Annotated in this window: 16 protein-coding genes; 7 read left to right on the top strand and 9 right to left on the bottom strand. The window is 61.3% G+C overall.

The genetic code is table 11. From position 1 onward, the window contains the following. Positions 1 to 63 precede the first annotated feature (63 nt). The 4 genes from HX807_RS09590 to mreB all read right to left on the bottom strand — a co-directional run bounded on the left by HX807_RS09590 (position 64) and on the right by mreB (position 3,486). Positions 64 to 660: a nucleoside triphosphate pyrophosphatase gene (locus tag HX807_RS09590; RefSeq protein ID WP_003216083.1), complete on the bottom strand. Its 597-nt coding sequence runs from the start codon at positions 658 to 660 to the stop codon at positions 64 to 66. A 50-nt stretch (positions 661 to 710) separates the two neighbouring features. Then, entirely contained in the window at positions 711 to 1,199 is a 489-nt protein-coding gene (gene mreD, locus HX807_RS09585) for a rod shape-determining protein MreD (RefSeq protein WP_003216081.1), read from the bottom strand. Then, complete coding sequence (gene mreC / locus HX807_RS09580; protein ID WP_080673268.1) at positions 1,199 to 2,308, bottom strand: rod shape-determining protein MreC; 1,110 nt, start codon at positions 2,306 to 2,308, stop codon at positions 1,199 to 1,201. Before mreC ends, mreD begins: the two co-directional genes overlap by 1 nt. Before the next feature lie 140 nt (positions 2,309 to 2,448). Next, entirely contained in the window at positions 2,449 to 3,486 is a 1,038-nt protein-coding gene (gene mreB, locus HX807_RS09575) for a rod shape-determining protein MreB (RefSeq protein WP_002555108.1), read from the bottom strand. Positions 3,487 to 3,696: 210 nt separating this feature from the next. Here mreB and gatC point away from each other — a divergent pair, with 210 nt between their 5' ends. The 6 genes from gatC (at position 3,697) to HX807_RS09545 (ending at position 8,956) form a co-directional block, all read left to right on the top strand. Then, on the top strand, positions 3,697 to 3,984 hold the full coding sequence (gene gatC, locus HX807_RS09570) for an Asp-tRNA(Asn)/Glu-tRNA(Gln) amidotransferase subunit GatC (protein WP_003216077.1): 288 nt from the start codon (positions 3,697 to 3,699) through the stop codon (positions 3,982 to 3,984). Positions 3,985 to 4,000: 16 nt separating this feature from the next. After that, on the top strand, positions 4,001 to 5,452 hold the full coding sequence (gene gatA, locus HX807_RS09565; RefSeq protein ID WP_008437245.1) for an Asp-tRNA(Asn)/Glu-tRNA(Gln) amidotransferase subunit GatA: 1,452 nt from the start codon (positions 4,001 to 4,003) through the stop codon (positions 5,450 to 5,452). A gap of 10 nt (positions 5,453 to 5,462) precedes the next feature. Then, a complete protein-coding gene (gatB, locus tag HX807_RS09560) occupies positions 5,463 to 6,908 on the top strand; it encodes an Asp-tRNA(Asn)/Glu-tRNA(Gln) amidotransferase subunit GatB (protein WP_177049801.1) in 1,446 nt (481 codons plus the stop codon). A 193-nt stretch (positions 6,909 to 7,101) separates the two neighbouring features. Beyond that, positions 7,102 to 7,473 (top strand): septal ring lytic transglycosylase RlpA family protein, encoded by a 372-nt coding sequence (locus tag HX807_RS09555; RefSeq protein WP_003216071.1) that lies wholly within the window; start codon positions 7,102 to 7,104, stop codon positions 7,471 to 7,473. Between the two features lie 59 nt (positions 7,474 to 7,532). Further along, positions 7,533 to 8,579 carry a calcium/sodium antiporter gene (locus HX807_RS09550; RefSeq protein WP_032899620.1) on the top strand — a complete coding sequence of 349 codons (1,047 nt, stop codon included), beginning with the start codon at positions 7,533 to 7,535 and terminating at the stop codon, positions 8,577 to 8,579. Then, the gene (locus HX807_RS09545) at positions 8,576 to 8,956 is read left to right on the top strand and encodes a carboxymuconolactone decarboxylase family protein (RefSeq protein WP_003216068.1); all 381 of its coding nucleotides are present in this window, start codon (positions 8,576 to 8,578) and stop codon (positions 8,954 to 8,956) included. Before HX807_RS09550 ends, HX807_RS09545 begins: the two co-directional genes overlap by 4 nt. Here the strand turns inward: HX807_RS09545 and HX807_RS09540 are convergent. The 5 genes from HX807_RS09540 to kdgD all read right to left on the bottom strand — a co-directional run bounded on the left by HX807_RS09540 (position 8,953) and on the right by kdgD (position 15,500). Next, positions 8,953 to 9,894 (bottom strand): AEC family transporter, encoded by a 942-nt coding sequence (locus tag HX807_RS09540; protein WP_003216066.1) that lies wholly within the window; start codon positions 9,892 to 9,894, stop codon positions 8,953 to 8,955. The genes HX807_RS09545 and HX807_RS09540 overlap by 4 nt on opposite strands. Positions 9,895 to 10,069: 175 nt before the next feature. Further along, positions 10,070 to 11,623 carry a galactarate dehydratase gene (gene garD / locus HX807_RS09535; protein ID WP_177020453.1) on the bottom strand — a complete coding sequence of 518 codons (1,554 nt, stop codon included), beginning with the start codon at positions 11,621 to 11,623 and terminating at the stop codon, positions 10,070 to 10,072. Between the two features lie 13 nt (positions 11,624 to 11,636). Further along, entirely contained in the window at positions 11,637 to 13,001 is a 1,365-nt protein-coding gene (locus HX807_RS09530; protein WP_167662905.1) for an MFS transporter, read from the bottom strand. 87 nt (positions 13,002 to 13,088) lie between these two features. Beyond that, a complete protein-coding gene (locus HX807_RS09525) occupies positions 13,089 to 14,534 on the bottom strand; it encodes an aldehyde dehydrogenase family protein (protein ID WP_003216060.1) in 1,446 nt (481 codons plus the stop codon). A gap of 54 nt (positions 14,535 to 14,588) precedes the next feature. Further along, positions 14,589 to 15,500: a 5-dehydro-4-deoxyglucarate dehydratase gene (kdgD, locus tag HX807_RS09520; protein ID WP_003216058.1), complete on the bottom strand. Its 912-nt coding sequence runs from the start codon at positions 15,498 to 15,500 to the stop codon at positions 14,589 to 14,591. 224 nt (positions 15,501 to 15,724) lie between these two features. Here kdgD and HX807_RS09515 point away from each other — a divergent pair, with 224 nt between their 5' ends. Continuing rightward, on the top strand, positions 15,725 to 16,879 hold the full coding sequence (locus HX807_RS09515) for a phospholipase (protein ID WP_102369912.1): 1,155 nt from the start codon (positions 15,725 to 15,727) through the stop codon (positions 16,877 to 16,879). Positions 16,880 to 16,947: the final 68 nt, after the last annotated feature.

The following is a 16,947-nucleotide window of genomic DNA, read 5'->3' as shown; positions in this document are numbered from 1 at the left end:
TCTCGTTCAGGCGTTTTCACAATAGTGACCGATCGCTTAAGGCTTGGCGCTGGAATACGGCGTTTAGCGCACGGTAAGGTTTTGCCAACAGGGTATGCCGAATTGGCCCAGCAGTTCTGCGGTTTCGCAGACCGGCAGGCCAACGACGGCAGAGTAGCTGCCATTGAGTCCGGCGACGAACACTGCCGCCAAGCCTTGGATAGCATAGCCGCCCGCCTTGTCCTGGGGCTCGCCGCTGTGCCAATAAGTGGTGGCTTCGTCCGCTGAAATCCTGCGAAAGCGCACACGACTGCTGACCAGCTGCGTTTCGCAACGCTGGCCGTCAATCAGGGCAATGGCCGTCAAGACTTCGTGTTCACGCTCGGAAAGGGCCAGCAACATGGCCAGGGCGTCGGCTTGATCCACGGGTTTACCGAGGATCCGTCCGTCGAGGATCACGGCTGTGTCCGCGCCCAGCACACAGGCGCCGGTGGCATCGGCCAAGGTCGCTCGACCGGCCGCAGCCTTGCCGCGCGCCAGGCGTTCTACGTAGGACGCGGGCGATTCATTTGTAAGGGGAGTTTCATCAATGGCGGCGCTGACGACGGTGAACGGCACGCCGATCTGTGTCAGCAGCTCACGCCGCCTCGGGGAGCCCGAGGCCAGATAAAGCGAATTCATGCAGACTCTCCCTGTAGGGTTCGATAACCAGGCAGAGCCTCGCGATCCATTCAATTGATTTTATAGCGACGACGCAATCCACGCAGGCCAAAACTGACCCAGGGCCACAACAGCGCGCTGACCAGCGCGGGCAACACCAGCGCCAGGGTCGGTTGGCGGTTGCCGGTCAAGGCGCTAAGCCACAGCTGTACCAACTGCGCCAGGCCGAAGATCACCAGGATCACCAGGCACTGTTGCCACATCGGGAACATCCGCAGGCGCTGCTGCAATGACAGCACCAGGAAGGTAATCAGGGTCAGGATCAACGCGTTCTGCCCGAGCAGGGTGCCGTAGAGCACATCCTCCATCAGCCCCAGGCACATGGCCGTGACCATCCCGACCTTGTGCGGCAGCGCCAGGGCCCAGAACGCCAGCAGCAAGGCGAGCCACAGCGGGCGCAGGATCTCCATGAATTGCGGCAGCGGCGAAACGCTGAGCAGCAAGCCGATGGCAAAGGTCAGCCAGACGATCCAGCCGTTACGCGAATGAGTACCGGCCATTATTCTTCCCTCTGCCGAGTGGTTGCCGGGGCCGCGGCCGGTGGTTTGGCGGCGGCGGGCGGTTTGGCAGCGGCAGGTGTTGCAGCCGCAGGCTTGGCCGGACGCGCGCTATGGGCCACAGGCTTGACCGGTGTCGCAACCGGCGCGGCTGGCGTTGCCGGAGCGGCTGCCGGGGCAGCAGGTGCCGCCGGTTTTGGCACGGTGGCCGGAATGATCGGCGCGGTGCCGTTTTGCTTGTCTTCCGCTTCCTGGGCCTGGGCGGCTTCGTTGGCACGCTCTTCCGGGGTGCGGTTGTCACTGAACACCAGCAACAGGTAACGGCTGCGGTTCAATGCGGCGGTCGGCACGGCACGCACAATGGCGAACGGCTGGCCGGAATCGTGGATCACTTCCTTGACCGTCGCGACCGGGTAGCCTGCCGGGAACCGCTGACCCAGGCCGGAGCTGACCAGCAGGTCGCCTTCCTTGATGTCGGCGGTGTCTGCGACGTGACGCAACTCCAGGCGTTCCGGGTTACCGGTACCGCTGGCAATCGCCCGCAGGCCGTTGCGGTTGACTTGCACCGGGATGCTGTGGGTGGTGTCGGTCAGCAACAGGACGCGAGAGGTATAAGGCATCAACTCCACCACCTGGCCCATCAAGCCACGGGCATCGAGCACCGGTTGGCCAAGGACTACGCCGTCGCGCTCACCCTTGTTGATGATGATGCGATGGGTGAAGGGGTTCGGATCCATACCGATCAACTCGGCCACTTCGACCTTCTCATTGACCAGCGCAGAGGAATTGAGCAACTCGCGCAGCCGAACGTTCTGCTCGGTGAGGGCCGCGAGCTTTTGCATGCGCCCCTGCAGCAGCAGGTTTTCGGTCTTGAGTTTTTCGTTCTCCGCCACCAGTTCGGTGCGGCTGCCAAATTGACTGGCGACACCCTGATAGAGACGCTGCGGCAGGTCAGTGATCCAGTACGTCTGCATCAGGACCAGCGACATCTGGCTACGCACTGGCTTGAGCAGTGTGAAGCGGGCATCGACCACCATCAGCGCAACCGATAGCACGACCAGCACCAACAGGCGCACGCCCAATGAGGGGCCTTTGGAAAAAAGCGGTTTAATAAGCCGCTCCTCCCAGGCAAATGTTTTCTTTATTCATACGGCATCAAACCGGCCTGGATGCAGATTGAAGAAGATAAACGCCAACAGGCAGCACTGCAAAGTGCTGCCTGTGAGCGAAACATGGGCAAACCAGCAAATTCTTATTCGCTGGAGAGCAGGTCCATGGTGTGTTTATCCATCATTTCCAGTGCACGGCCACCGCCGCGGGCGACGCAGGTCAACGGGTCTTCAGCGACGATCACTGGCAAACCGGTTTCCTGGGCCAGCAACTTGTCGAGGTCGCGCAGCAAGGCGCCACCACCGGTCAGTACCAGGCCACGCTCGGCGATATCGGAAGCCAGTTCCGGAGGCGATTGCTCCAGGGCGCTCTTCACCGCCTGAACGATGGTGGCCAGGGACTCTTGCAGAGCTTCCAGCACTTCATTGGAGTTCAGGGTGAATGCACGTGGAACGCCTTCGGCCAGGTTGCGACCGCGAACATCGACTTCGCGAACTTCGCCGCCCGGGTAAGCGGTACCGATTTCCTGCTTGATGCGCTCGGCGGTGGATTCGCCGATCAGGCTGCCGTAGTTGCGACGCACGTAGGTGATGATCGCTTCGTCGAAGCGGTCGCCGCCAACCCGTACGGATTCGGCATACACCACACCATTGAGGGAGATCAGGGCGATTTCAGTGGTACCACCACCGATATCCACCACCATCGAACCGCGCGCTTCTTCAACCGGCAGGCCGGCACCGATCGCAGCGGCCATTGGCTCTTCAATCAGGAACACTTCACGGGCACCGGCGCCAAGGGCCGACTCACGGATGGCACGACGTTCCACCTGGGTGGATTTGCACGGAACGCAGATCAGCACACGAGGGCTGGGCTGCAGGAAACTGTTTTCGTGAACCTTGTTGATGAAGTACTGCAGCATCTTTTCGCAGACACTGAAGTCAGCAATCACGCCATCCTTCATCGGACGAATGGCAGCAATGTTGCCCGGTGTTCGGCCCAACATGCGCTTGGCCTCGGTGCCAACGGCAACGACACTTTTCTGATTACCATGGGTCCGAATGGCCACAACCGATGGCTCATTCAGGACGATACCGCGCTCGCGCACGTAAATAAGGGTGTTGGCAGTGCCCAGGTCGATGGAAAGATCGCTGGAAAACATGCCACGCAGTTTCTTGAACATGGGAAAGGGACCCTAGGCAACGCGTGGGTAAAAAAGTGCGGCAAACTCTAACAACGACAGGGATTTTGGGCAAGGCGCCAATGTGCTAAATTGGCCGACTTTCTGTGCACCAACCCCCACAATCGCGGCCATATGACCGTAGAAATGCGGTAGTGTTCCTACAATCTAACACACGGATAGCTTCCGTTCTGTTTTCCACTGGAGAATCCCATGGCGCTTGAACGCTCCGACGTGGAAAAAATCGCTCATTTGGCCTGCCTGGGCCTCAATGAAGCCGATCTTCCACAGACCACCGCAGCCCTGAACAGCATTCTCGGGCTGGTCGACCAAATGCAAGCCGTGAATACCGACGGCATCGAGCCCCTGGCTCACCCGCTGGAAGCCAGCCAGCGCCTGCGCGCCGACGTCGTGACCGAGCGCAATAATCGCGAGGCTTACCAGTCCATCGCGCCAGCGGTCGAAAACGGCCTGTACCTGGTTCCGAAAGTCATCGACTAAAGGGAAAGAGCCTGCAATGCATCAATTGACTCTGGCCGAGATCGCCCGCGGTCTCGCCGACAAAAAGTTTTCTTCCGAAGAGCTGACCACGACCCTGCTGGCGCGTATCGCCGAGCTGGACCCTAAGGTCAACAGCTTCATCAGCATCACCGAAGAGCTGGCCCTGAGCCAGGCCAAGGCCGCCGACACACGTCGCGCCAACGGTGAGAACGGCGCCCTGTTGGGTGCGCCGATTGCCCACAAGGACCTGTTCTGCACCCAGGGCATTCGCACCAGTTGCGGCTCGAAGATGCTCGACAATTTCAAGGCGCCCTACGACGCCACTGTGGTCGCCAAGCTGGCCGCTGCCGGGGCCGTGACCCTGGGCAAGACCAACATGGACGAATTCGCCATGGGCTCGGCCAACGAGTCGAGCCACTACGGCGCGGTGAAAAACCCGTGGAACCTCGAGCACGTGCCCGGCGGTTCGTCCGGTGGTTCGGCGGCCGCGGTTGCCGCTCGTCTGTTACCTGCCGCCACGGCCACCGACACTGGCGGCTCGATCCGCCAACCGGCCGCTTTCACCAACCTCACCGGTCTGAAACCGACCTACGGTCGCGTTTCCCGCTGGGGCATGATTGCCTACGCCTCCAGTCTCGACCAGGGCGGCCCCCTGGCACGCACCGCTGAAGACTGCGCAATTTTGTTACAAGGCATGGCAGGCTTCGATCCGCAGGACTCCACCAGCATTGATGAACCCGTGCCGGACTACAGCGCCAGCCTGAATACCTCGATCAAAGGCCTGCGCATCGGCGTGCCGAAAGAGTATTTCAGCGCCGGCCTCGACCCGCGCATCGCCGAACTGGTGCACAACAGCGTCAAGGAGCTGGAAAAGCTCGGCGCCGTGATCAAGGAAATCAGCCTGCCGAACAACCAGCACGCGATTCCGGCCTACTACGTGATCGCCCCGGCAGAAGCGTCCTCCAACCTGTCGCGGTTCGACGGCGTGCGCTTCGGCTACCGCTGCGAAAACCCGAAAGACCTCACCGACCTGTACAAGCGCTCCCGTGGCGAAGGTTTCGGCGCGGAAGTACAACGCCGGATCATGGTCGGTGCCTACGCCCTGTCGGCCGGCTACTACGACGCGTACTACCTCAAGGCGCAAAAGATCCGTCGCCTGATCAAGAACGACTTCATGGCTGCCTTTAATGAAGTCGACGTGATCCTCGGCCCAACCACGCCGAACCCGGCCTGGAAGATCGGCGCCAAGACCGGCGACCCGATCGCCGAGTACCTGGAAGACCTGTACACCATCACCGCCAACCTCGCCGGTCTGCCGGGCTTGTCCATGCCTGCAGGTTTCGTCGATGGCTTGCCGGTGGGCGTGCAACTGCTCGCCCCGTATTTCCAGGAAGGCCGCCTGCTCAATGTGGCGCACCAGTACCAGTTGAACACTGACTGGCACACTCGCACCCCTACCGGCTTCTGAGGAGAACACTATGCAATGGGAAGTCGTGATCGGGCTGGAGATTCATACCCAGCTCGCCACCCAATCGAAGATTTTCTCCGGTAGCGCCACCACGTTCGGCGCAGAACCCAACACCCAGGCCAGCCTGGTAGACCTGGGCATGCCCGGCGTGCTGCCGGTGCTGAACCAGGAAGCGGTGCGCATGGCGGTGATGTTCGGCCTCGCCATCGATGCCGAGATCGGCCAGCACAACGTGTTCGCCCGCAAGAACTACTTCTACCCGGACCTGCCCAAGGGCTACCAGATCAGCCAGATGGAATTGCCGATCGTCGGCAAGGGCTACCTGGACATCCCGCTGGAAGACAGCACCATCAAACGTGTCGGCGTGACCCGTGCGCACCTGGAAGAAGATGCCGGCAAGAGCCTGCATGAAGAATTCAACGGCGCCACCGGCATCGACCTGAACCGCGCCGGCACCCCGCTGCTGGAGATCGTTTCCGAGCCGGACATGCGCAGCGCCAAGGAAGCCGTGGCCTACGTCAAGACGATCCACGCGCTGGTGCGTTACCTCGGGATCTGCGACGGCAACATGGCCGAAGGCTCCCTGCGTTGCGACTGCAACGTGTCGGTGCGGCCAAAGGGCCAGGCCGAGTACGGCACCCGCTGCGAGATCAAGAACGTCAACTCGTTCCGTTTCATCGAGAAGGCGATCAACACCGAAGTACGTCGCCAGATCGAGCTGATCGAAGACGGCGGCAAGGTGATCCAGCAGACCCGCCTGTACGACCCGAACAAAGACGAAACCCGCGCCATGCGCAGCAAGGAGGAAGCCAACGACTACCGTTACTTCCCCGATCCGGACCTGTTGCCGGTGGTCATCGAGGACTCGTTCCTGGCTGACGTGCGCGCCACGCTGCCGGAACTGCCACCGCAGAAACGCGAGCGTTTCCAGGCGCAGTTCGGGCTTTCGGTGTATGACGCAAGCGTGCTGGCGTCGAGCCGCGAGCAAGCCAACTACTTCGAAAAAGTCGTGAGCATTGCCGGCGACGCCAAACTGGCGGCCAACTGGGTGATGGTTGAGCTGGGCAGCCTGTTGAACAAACAGGGCCTGGAAATCGACGAAGCACCGGTGTCGGCCGAGCAACTGGGCGGCATGTTGCTGCGGATCAAGGACAACACCATCTCCGGCAAAATCGCCAAGACCGTGTTTGAAGCCATGGCCGCCGGCGAAGGCAACGCTGACGAGATCATCGAGAAGCGCGGCCTGAAACAAGTCACCGACAGCGGCGCGATTTCGGCCGTGCTCGACGAGATGCTGGCAGCCAATGCCGAGCAGGTTGAACAATACCGTGCGGCGGATGAAGCCAAGCGGGGCAAGATGTTCGGCTTCTTTGTCGGCCAGGCGATGAAAGCCTCCAAAGGCAAGGCCAACCCGCAACAGGTCAACGAACTGCTGAAAAGCAAACTCGAAGGCTAAACGCGGTGAAATGGTCGGAGCAGGACCTCACGTCCAACTCTGACCCCTTGTGGGAGCGGGCTTGTGTGGGAGCGGGCTTGCTCGCGAAAGCGGTGGATCAGTCAGCCTATTCGTTGCCTGACACACTGCATTCGCGAGCAAGCCCGCTCCCACCCAAGCCCGCTCCCACATCTGTAAGGGGGAAACCTTGAAAATGAAGCGTCTACTCGGCCTGTTGGCCCTGTTCTCTCTGCTCGCCGGCTGCGCCAGCGGCCTCATCGACCCCAACGGCTATGACGAAACCGGCTCCGCGTCCTACTACGGCGCCAAACACCACGGCAACCGCACTGCCAGCGGTGAACCGTTCAACCAGAATGCCCTGACCGCCGCCCATCGTCGCCTGCCCTTCGGCACGCAGGTGAAGGTCACCAATCTCGACAACAACAAAAGCGTCGTTGTCCGCATCAATGATCGCGGCCCGCATACCCGTGGGCGCCTGATCGACCTTTCACGCAAGGCCGCCGAACAGATCGGTATGATCGGCAGCGGCACCGCGCGCGTTCGCGTGCAAGCCCTCAGCAACTGACCGACGGAGCCCAGGCCATTTCCGCATTAACCGCCCTCTCGCCCTTTAGCCTGATCGAACTGATCAGCGGCCTGCTGCTGTTGATCTTCGGCGCAGAAGTATTAGTGCGCGCCGCCGTGCGCCTGGCGGCCAGCCTCAAGGTGCGCCCGCTGATCATCGGCCTGAGCATCGTCGCCTTCGGCAGCAGCGCGCCGCAGATGGCGATCAGCTTGCAAGCGACCCTGGCGGACAACACCGACATCGCCGTGGGCAGTGTGATCGGCAGCAGCATCTTCAACACCCTCGTGACCCTTGGCTTGGCAGCCCTGATCATTCCGCTGCGGGTCTCCCGGCAACTGGTACGCCTGGATATCCCGATGATGATCATCGCCAGCCTGCTGGTGTTTGTGCTAGCCGCCAATGAAGAACTCACGCCGATCGATGGCCTGTTACTGCTGGTGGCCCTGGTGGCCTACCTCGGCGTGCTGCTTTACCAGACCCGCCACTCCCGCCGCCCGCGCACCCGGGACACTGTGGTGCAGGCGCCGTGGCTGAGCAGCGTGCTGCTGATGCTCGGTGGGCTGTTGATCCTCGTACTGGCCGGGCACCTGCTGCTGGGCGCGGCGGTGGACGTGGCCTCTGACCTGGGCCTGTCGGAACGCATCATCGGCCTGACGCTGATTGGCGTCGGCACTTCCCTGCCCTGCCTGGCCACCTCGCTGATCGCCGCCCTGCGCGGCCAGCGGGAAATTGCCGTGGGCAACGTGATCGGCAGCAACCTGTTCAACCTGCTTGGGGTGCTGGGCTTTACCGCCCTGGTGGCGCCCTCGCCGTTGTCGGTGTCGCCCAATGCCCTGGATTTCGACCTGCCGGTAATGCTCGGCGTGGTCGCCCTGTGCCTGCCGGTGTTTTATTCGGGCTACCGCGTCACCCGGGCCGAAGGCCTGGTGTTCCTGGGCCTGTACCTGGTGTACGGGCTGCACGTGGTGTCGTTCACCTTCGGCATGCCGCTGGCCAACAAGCTTGAACAACTGATGCTGTATTACGTCCTGCCAGCGCTGGTGGCTTTCCTGTTGTTCACCTCGCTGCAAGCCTGGCGCCGCCAACACAAGAGGGAATCGCAATGACCGAACAGAAAAAGCCCGGCGTTGAAATGCGCCGCCAGGTGATGGGTGATGTGTTTGTCGATCGGGCGCTGGGCAATGCCACGGAGTTCAGCCAGCCGCTGCAGGATTTCGTCAACGAGCATGCCTGGGGCAGCGTGTGGAATCGCGAAGGGTTGCCGCTGAAAACCCGCAGCCTGATCACCCTCGCCGCGTTGACCGCCCTCAAGTGCCCGCAGGAACTCAAGGGCCACGTGCGCGGCGCGCTGAACAACGGTTGCACCGTGGAGGAGATTCGCGAGGCGCTGCTGCATTGTGCGGTGTATGCCGGTGTGCCGGCGGCGATTGACGCCTTTCGCGCCGCTCAGGAAGTGATCGACAGCTACCAGAAAGACGCCTAGATCCAGCCACCCGCCTGCAACACGAAAATCCCGATATTCGTGGTCACCGCCGCCATCAGGGTGGTGATCACGATAATCGCGGCCGCCAGTTCATGATTGCCCTCCGCCGCCCGCGCCATGACAAAACTGGCCGCCGCCGTGGGCGCGCCGAAGTACAGGAACAGAATCCCCAACTCCGGCCCACGGAACCCCAGCAGCCACGCCCCCAGGGTCGCGATCACCGGCAGCCAGACCATCTTCATCAGGCTGGCGCTCAGGGCCATGTCGCCGCTTTTGCGCAGCGCCGCCAACGACAACGTGCCACCGATACAGATCAACGCCAATGGCAACGTCATGTCCGCCAGGTACTGCCCGGAGGATTCCAGCCAGCCAGGCAAGCCAATCTGGAAGTACGCGAAGGGCGCCGCCGCGATCACGCTGATGATCAACGGGTTGGCCAGCACGCTTTTGAAAATGCTCCACGGGTCGGACTTGATCACCGGGCTGTACACCGCCAGCACAATGGTCGACAGGGTGTTGTAGAACAGGATCACCAGCGCCGCGAGCACCGCGCCAAGGGAAATCCCGTAGTCGCCGTACATACTGGCGGCCAGGGCCAGGCCGATCACCCCGTTGTTACCGCGAAACGCGCCTTGGGCGTAGATGCCGCGATCTTCCCGCGGGCATCGAAAGATCGCCCAGCCCCAGGCCAGGGCGAAGCTCAGCAGCGTAGCGACGGCGAAGTAGATCAGCAGGCCGGGCTTGAGGGCTGAATGCAGGTCGGCATGGAGAATCCCGAGGAACAGCAACGCCGGCATGGTGACGTTGAACACCAGGGCCGAAGCGATGTGGATAAAGTTGTCGTTGATCCAGTTGATGCGCTTGAGCAGTACGCCCAGGAACAGCATGGCAAACACCGGCGCGGTGATGTTCAGGGTTTGTAGGAAGATTGCCAGCATGCCGGGGAGAACCTTGGGTGGGCGTCGGTAGGTGGCTAATGATAAGCCAGCATGGCCAGCTTCGTCTGGACTACCGCTTTCGCGAGCAAGCCCGCTCCCACATTTGACCGAGTTCTACCTTTGGAATGCAGTCAAATGTGGGAGCGGGCTTGCTCGCGAAGCAGGCGACTCGGTCTTAAGTAATCGGCGCGGGATTGAACAACGTAATGTCGTTATGCAGCTTGTGCTGCTCCGCCCATGTCTGCTTCTTGCCGCTGGCCACATCCAGGTAGAAGTGGAACAACTCCCAACCCAACTCCTCGATCGTTGCCCGCCCAGTGGCGATCCGCCCGGCATCGATATCAATCAGGTCCGGCCAACGCTGCGCCAGCTCGGTGCGCGTCGAAACCTTCACCACCGGCGCCATCGCCAGCCCATAGGGCGTGCCACGCCCGGTGGTGAACACATGCAAATTCATCCCCGCCGCCAACTGCAACGTGCCGCACACAAAATCACTCGCCGGCGTGGCGCAAAAGATCAGGCCCTTGCGATTGAACCGCTCGCCCGGGCCAAGCACGCCATTGATCGCACTGCTGCCCGACTTGACGATCGACCCCAACGACTTCTCGACAATATTCGACAACCCACCCTTCTTGTTCCCGGGCGTAGTGTTGGCGCTGCGATCCGCCTCGCCCTTGGCCAGGTAGCGGTCGTACCAGTCCATTTCCCGCACCAGTTCCCGGGCCACGTCCTGGTTCTCGGCACGGGAAGTCAGCAGGTAGATCGCATCGCGCACTTCGGTCACTTCGGAAAACATCACCGTCGCGCCCGCCCGCAGCAGCAAATCCGAGGCATAACCCAGCGCCGGGTTCGCGGTAATCCCCGAGAACGCATCACTGCCGCCACACTGCATACCGAGGATCAACTCCGACGCCGGTACGGTTTCCCGCCGGCGCAGGTCGAGTTTCTTCAGGCGGGTTTCGGCCAGTTCCATGATCTGTTCGATCATTTCGGTAAAGCCGTGGCTGGAGTCCTGCAACCGATACAGCCATGGCTCGCTCAGGTCTACCGAGCTGTCGTTTTCATGCATCACCTGCCCGGCCTGCAACTTCTCGCAACCCAGGCTGATCACCAGGGCTTCACCGCCCAGGTTCGGATTGCGCGCCAGGTTACGCACGGTGCGGATCGGGATGTAGGCGTCGGTGGCCGTGATCGCCACGCCGCAGCCGTAGCTGTGGGTCAGCGCCACCACGTCATCGACGTTCGGGTACTTGGGCAGCAACTCGTCCTTGATGCGCTTCACCGCATGGTCCAGCACGCCCGTGACGCACTGCACCGTGGTGGTAATCCCGAGGATATTGCGTGTGCCCACGGTGCCGTCGGCATTGCGATAACCCTCGAAGGTAAAACCTTCCAGCGGCGCCTGGGTCTCGGGTACTTCAGTGGACAGCGGCAAGCTGTCCAGCGGCGGCGCCGTGGGCATGCGCAGTTGATCTTCCTGCACCCAACTGCCGCGGGGAATCGGGCGCAGGGCATAACCGATGGTCTGGCCGTAGCGAATGATGCGGCCGCCTTCGGGGATGTCTTCCAGCGTCACCTTGTGGCTTTGGGGAATGAAATCCACCGTCACCAGGCCGTCGGGAAACTCGGTCCCCGCCGGTACGCCCTGGTCGTTGACCACAATCACCACGTTATCCAGCGCGTGCAAACGGATGGAGCGTGGCGAATCGGCATGTTCAATCAACTGCATGACGCGGGCCCCTTCAGGAATGCGCTTGGGAAAGTTTAGTCAGCTCGGGGCCTTTGGCTGGCGGCTCCTTGAGCACTACACGCTTGATCGGGCCAACGATTACCAGGTAGCTGAACACCGCCAGCAATGCGTTGGCACCGACAAACACCAGCGCCCACTTGAAGGAGCCTGTGGTGCTGATGATGTAGCCGATCACGATCGGGGTGCTGATGGAGGCCAGGTTGCCGAACATGTTGAACAGACCGCCGCTCAAACCTGCGATTTGTTTCGGCGAGGTGTCGGACACCACCGCCCAGCCCAGTGCGCCAACGCCTTTACCGAAGAAGGCCAGGGCCATGAAGCCCACCACCATCCATTCGATGTCGACGTAGTTGCACGCGACGATGCTACTGGAAATCAGCAAGCCACCAATGATCGGCGCCTTGCGGGCGAAGGTCAGCGAATGGCCCTTGCGCAGCAGGTAGTCGGAAATCACTCCGCCCAACACGCCGCCGATAAAGCCGCAGATCGCCGGCAAGGACGCGATGAAGCCGGCCTTGAGAATCGTCATGCCGCGTTCTTGAACCAGGTACACCGGGAACCACGTCAGGAAGAAATAGGTGATGCCATTGATGCAGTACTGGCCCAGGTACACGCCGAGCATCATGCGGTTGGTCAGCAACTGACGGATGTAATCCCACTTCGGGCCGTCGGTTTTCTTGCCTCTGCCCTTGTCCTGGTCCATGTCGACCATGGCCCCGTTGGCAGCGATGTGCTGGAACTCGGCCTCGTTGATCATCGGGTGCTGGCGCGGGCTGTGGATAACTTTCAGCCAGATCAGCGAGAATACGATACCGATGCCGCCCATCACCACGAACACGTGCTGCCAGCCGAAGGTGTAGACGATCCAACCCATCAGCGGTGCGAACAACACAGTCGCGAAGTACTGCGCCGAGTTGAAGATCGCCGAGGCAGTCCCGCGTTCAGCCGTAGGAAACCATGCCGCCACGATGCGCGCATTTCCGGGGAAGGATGGCGCTTCAGCCAGGCCCACCAGGAAGCGCAACATGAACAGCGCAACGATGGCCGTGGAAACACCGAATTCACCGACATAGCCTTGCAGCACGGTGAACAGTGACCAGGTGAAGATACTCAGGGCGTAGACTTTTTTCGAACCGAAGCGGTCCAGCAGCCAGCCGCCGGGAATTTGCCCGGCCACGTAGGCCCAACCGAATGCGGAGAAGATATAGCCAAGGGTGACCGCGTCGATGCCGAGGTCTTTTTGCAGGCTGGAGCCGGCAATGGCGATGGTGGCCCGGTCGGCGTAGTTGATCGTGGTCACCAGGAACAGCATGAGCAGGATCAAATAGCGGACATGGGTCGGCTTGGTCGCTTGCATGAAGATGTACTCCCACTAATTATTTTTTTTGCGGGTAATCAAATTGTAAGCCTGTGGCGGGCACGGACCCGCCACAGGGTGCAGCCGTTACGAACCGATGTAGCTGGTTTTCACCACGGTGTAGAACTCTTGCGCATAGCGACCCTGCTCACGCGAACCGTAGGATGAACCCTTACGGCCGCCGAATGGAACGTGGTAATCCACACCGGCAGTCGGCAGATTGACCATCACCATCCCGGCCTGGGAATGACGCTTGAAGTGGTTGGCGTATTTCAGCGAGGTGGTGGCGATACCGGCCGAGAGGCCGAACTCGGTGTCGTTGGCCATCGCCAGCGCCGCCTCGTAATCCGCCACGCGCACCACGTTGGCCACCGGGCCGAAGATCTCTTCACGGCTGATGCGCATCGCGGCTTCGCTGTCGGCAAACAGCGTCGGCGCGAGGAAGTAGCCTTCGGTGTCGCAGGTCACCAGCTCACCGCCGCTGACCAGCCGGGCGCCTTCGCTCTGGCCGATGTCGATGTACTTCAAGTCCTGGTCCAGCTGGGCCTGGGAAACCACCGGGCCGATGTCGGTGCCGGTTTTCAGGGCGTGGCCGACCTTGATCGACTTCATCCGCTCGGCCATGGCCGCGACGAACTGGTCGTGAATCCCGGCGGTGACGATAAAGCGGCTGGACGCGGTGCAACGCTGGCCGGTGGAGTAGAACGCGCTCTGCACCGACAGCTCGACGGCTTGCTTGAGGTCGGCGTCGTCGAGAATGATCTGCGGGTTCTTGCCGCCCATTTCCAACTGCACCTTGGCCTGGCGCGACACGCAGCTGACGGCGATCTGACGACCCACGCCCACCGAGCCGGTGAAGCTGATGCCGTCGACTTTCGGGCTGTTGACCATGGCATCGCCGACCACACGGCCGCTGCCCATCACCAGGTTGAACACACCGGCAGGGAAGCCGGCGCGGGAGATGATTTCGGCCAGGGCCCAGGCGCAGCCCGGTACCAGTTCAGCCGGTTTGAGCACCACGCAGTTGCCGTAGGCCAGGGCCGGGGCGATCTTCCAGGCCGGGATGGCAATCGGGAAGTTCCACGGCGTGATCAGGCCAACCACGCCCAACGCCTCACGGGTCACTTCAACGTTGACGCCCGGACGCACCGACGGCAGGTAGTCGCCGGACAGGCGCAGGCATTCACCGGCGAAGAATTTGAAGATGTTACCGGCGCGGGTCACTTCGCCGATGGCTTCCGGCAGGGTCTTGCCCTCTTCCCGGGCCAGCAGGGTGCCGAGTTCTTCGCGACGGGCGAGGATTTCGGTGCCGACTTTATCCAGCGAATCATGACGCGCCTGGATCCCGGAAGTGGACCACGCCGGAAAAGCAGCGCGCGCAGCGTCGATGGCCGCGTGGACCTGGGCGAGGTCAGCCTTGGCGTATTCGCCAATGACATCAGACAACTCCGACGGATTGATGTTGGCCGAGTAGTCGGCGCCGGCAACCCACTGGCCACCGATGTAGTTTTCAAAACGCTTGGCTTGGGACACGAATTCTCTCCTGACGCAAAAAGCCGCTGATTACTCAGCGGCCTTGGTGATGGGTTATTGCGCGCCTTGCTTGTCGATCAACGCGGCCAGGGCTTCGTATTCTTCCGGCAGCAGATCGGTCAGCGGGGTACGCACGGGGCCTGCGTCGTAGCCGACGATTTTCGCCCCGGCCTTGACGATGCTCACCGCGTAACCGGCCTTGCGGTTACGGATGTCGAGGTACGGCAGGAAGAAGTCGTCGATGATCTTGCCGACGGTGGCGTGATCTTCCCGGGCAATGGCGTGGTAGAAATCCATCGCGGTTTTTGGAATGAAGTTGAACACCGCCGAGGAGTAAACCGGCACGCCCAGGGCCTTGTAGGCAGCGGCGTAAACCTCTGCAGTCGGCAAGCCGCCCAGGTAGCTGAAACGGTCACCGAGGCGACGACGGATCGACACCATCAATTCAATGTCACCCAGGCCGTCCTTGTAACCGATCAGGTTCGGGCAGCGCTCGGCCAGGCGTTCCAGCAGCGGCGCGGTCAGGCGGCAGACGTTACGGTTGTAGACCACTACACCGATCTTGACCGACTTGCACACCGCTTCAACGTGGGCGGCAACCCCATCCTGGCTGGCTTCGGTCAGGTAGTGCGGCAGCAGCAGCAAGCCTTTGGCGCCAAGACGCTCGGCTTCCTGGGCGTACTCGATGGCCTGGCGGGTGGCACCGCCGACACCGGCAAGAATCGGCACGCTGGTGGCGCAGGTATCAACGGCGGTTTTCACCACTTGCGAATATTCGCTGGCCGCCAGGGAGAAAAACTCACCGGTGCCGCCAGCGGCGAACAAGGCGGTAGCGCCATAAGGGGCCAGCCATTCCAGACGCTTGATGTAGCCCGCCTGGTGGAAATCACCCTGGGCATTGAAATCGGTCACCGGGAAAGACAGCAGACCGTGAGAGAGGATGGACTTCAGTTCTTGTGGATTCATTATTCGAACACCCTGGGCGAAGACTTTCTGTTGTGAGATTACGGATGGTTATCTTGATGTCGTACGTCATCGTACAACTATAAAAATATTCGTCAACTGCAATTCATCGCCGCCCTTCCTGATTGCTGCTTTCTTGACGTAGGAAGTTTTTCCTCTATGCTCGGATTAGCTGTATATACATACAGTTATTACGGAAGATTCCTACGACATAGCAAGGAGCTAACATGTCAGATCTTGAACTTGCCACACCTGTGAAAACCCCGCCAACCCTGCGTTTTGAAGGCGGCGAACACACCGCCATCGGCGACGACACCCTGTTGCGTTTCGTCAAGGACGCCCCGCCGATTCCCGCCCGGCAGGTCGAATTGCACTTGCCCAATGGCCTGGCCCTGAGCTACGGCCAGATCATCGCCCTGGGCGGTGATTTCTATGGCATCCCCGGGCGCCCCATCAACGAAGGCACATCGCCCGCTGATCGTGTGCAGCGCTTTACCGATGCGTTCAACTCGCTGGCGGTATTGCCAGCATCACGGGAAGAAGCGGGCAAGATCCTCGCGGTGATGCAAAAGGAGATCAATGCGGTCAACCAGGCGATCAAGGACGGCAAGCAACCCCATGAAGCCTATGACGCACTGGGTGACACCTTGTCCGAGGAATGGAACCGCATCACCGGCGGCGGCAGTGCCGTCTCGGCGCTGATTCCGCTGGGGCGCTACCTGAAACTGGCGGCAGACAATGCCGACCACTTTGGCGAATGGGCTTTGGCGGCCTATCTGGCGGGGCATACGGCAGCCTTGCAACAAGCCGTCGTGGCGCATCAGACCGGCACCGACCAGGCGCTGGAACTGGCCTATGCCATGAACAGCTTTGCTGATCACTTTTTGACCGATCTATTTTCCGCCGGGCACCTGCGGGTACCGCGCAAGCAACTGGCGGCGGTGGTGACACCGGGTGAACTGGGCTCGCTGATCAGCCGCTTCATGCACGATGAAGACAGTAAGTTCGGGCTCAATGTGCGCAACGCCCTGGGCGAGCAGTGGCATGCCTACGGTGATAAACGCTATTTCGACAGCAACGATGCGGCCAACCGCGCCATGGTCAAACGCGCCGTGCAGGCCTCGGCCGATGAGATCTTCGAAACGTTTATCAGCGGCATGGCGCCCTCCCCGGCCAACTTCAAGGCACCGCTGTATGTGCCGGACCTGAACGCCGCGCAGAACCCGGCGAACAACTTCTCACCGCTGTTCAAGGCTGAAGGCGACAAGGTGCTGCGACGCAAGGACGTCAACAACCTGAACGACAAGCAGTGGACCAATGACTGGTGGGGTTGGAGCACGTATCTGCTGCTCAAGGACTACACGCCGAATCAGCCGGCCTGAAAGACGTGAGTTAAGCCTCGCGCACTAACCTGTGGCGAGGGAGCTTGCTCCCGTTGGGCTGCGAAGCA

Source organism: Pseudomonas sp. D8002, assembly GCF_013385695.1.
Lineage (GTDB): Bacteria > Pseudomonadota > Gammaproteobacteria > Pseudomonadales > Pseudomonadaceae > Aquipseudomonas.
The sequence above is the reverse complement of the archived record's forward strand: the minus strand, read 5'-3'. Positions and strand labels throughout refer to the sequence as shown.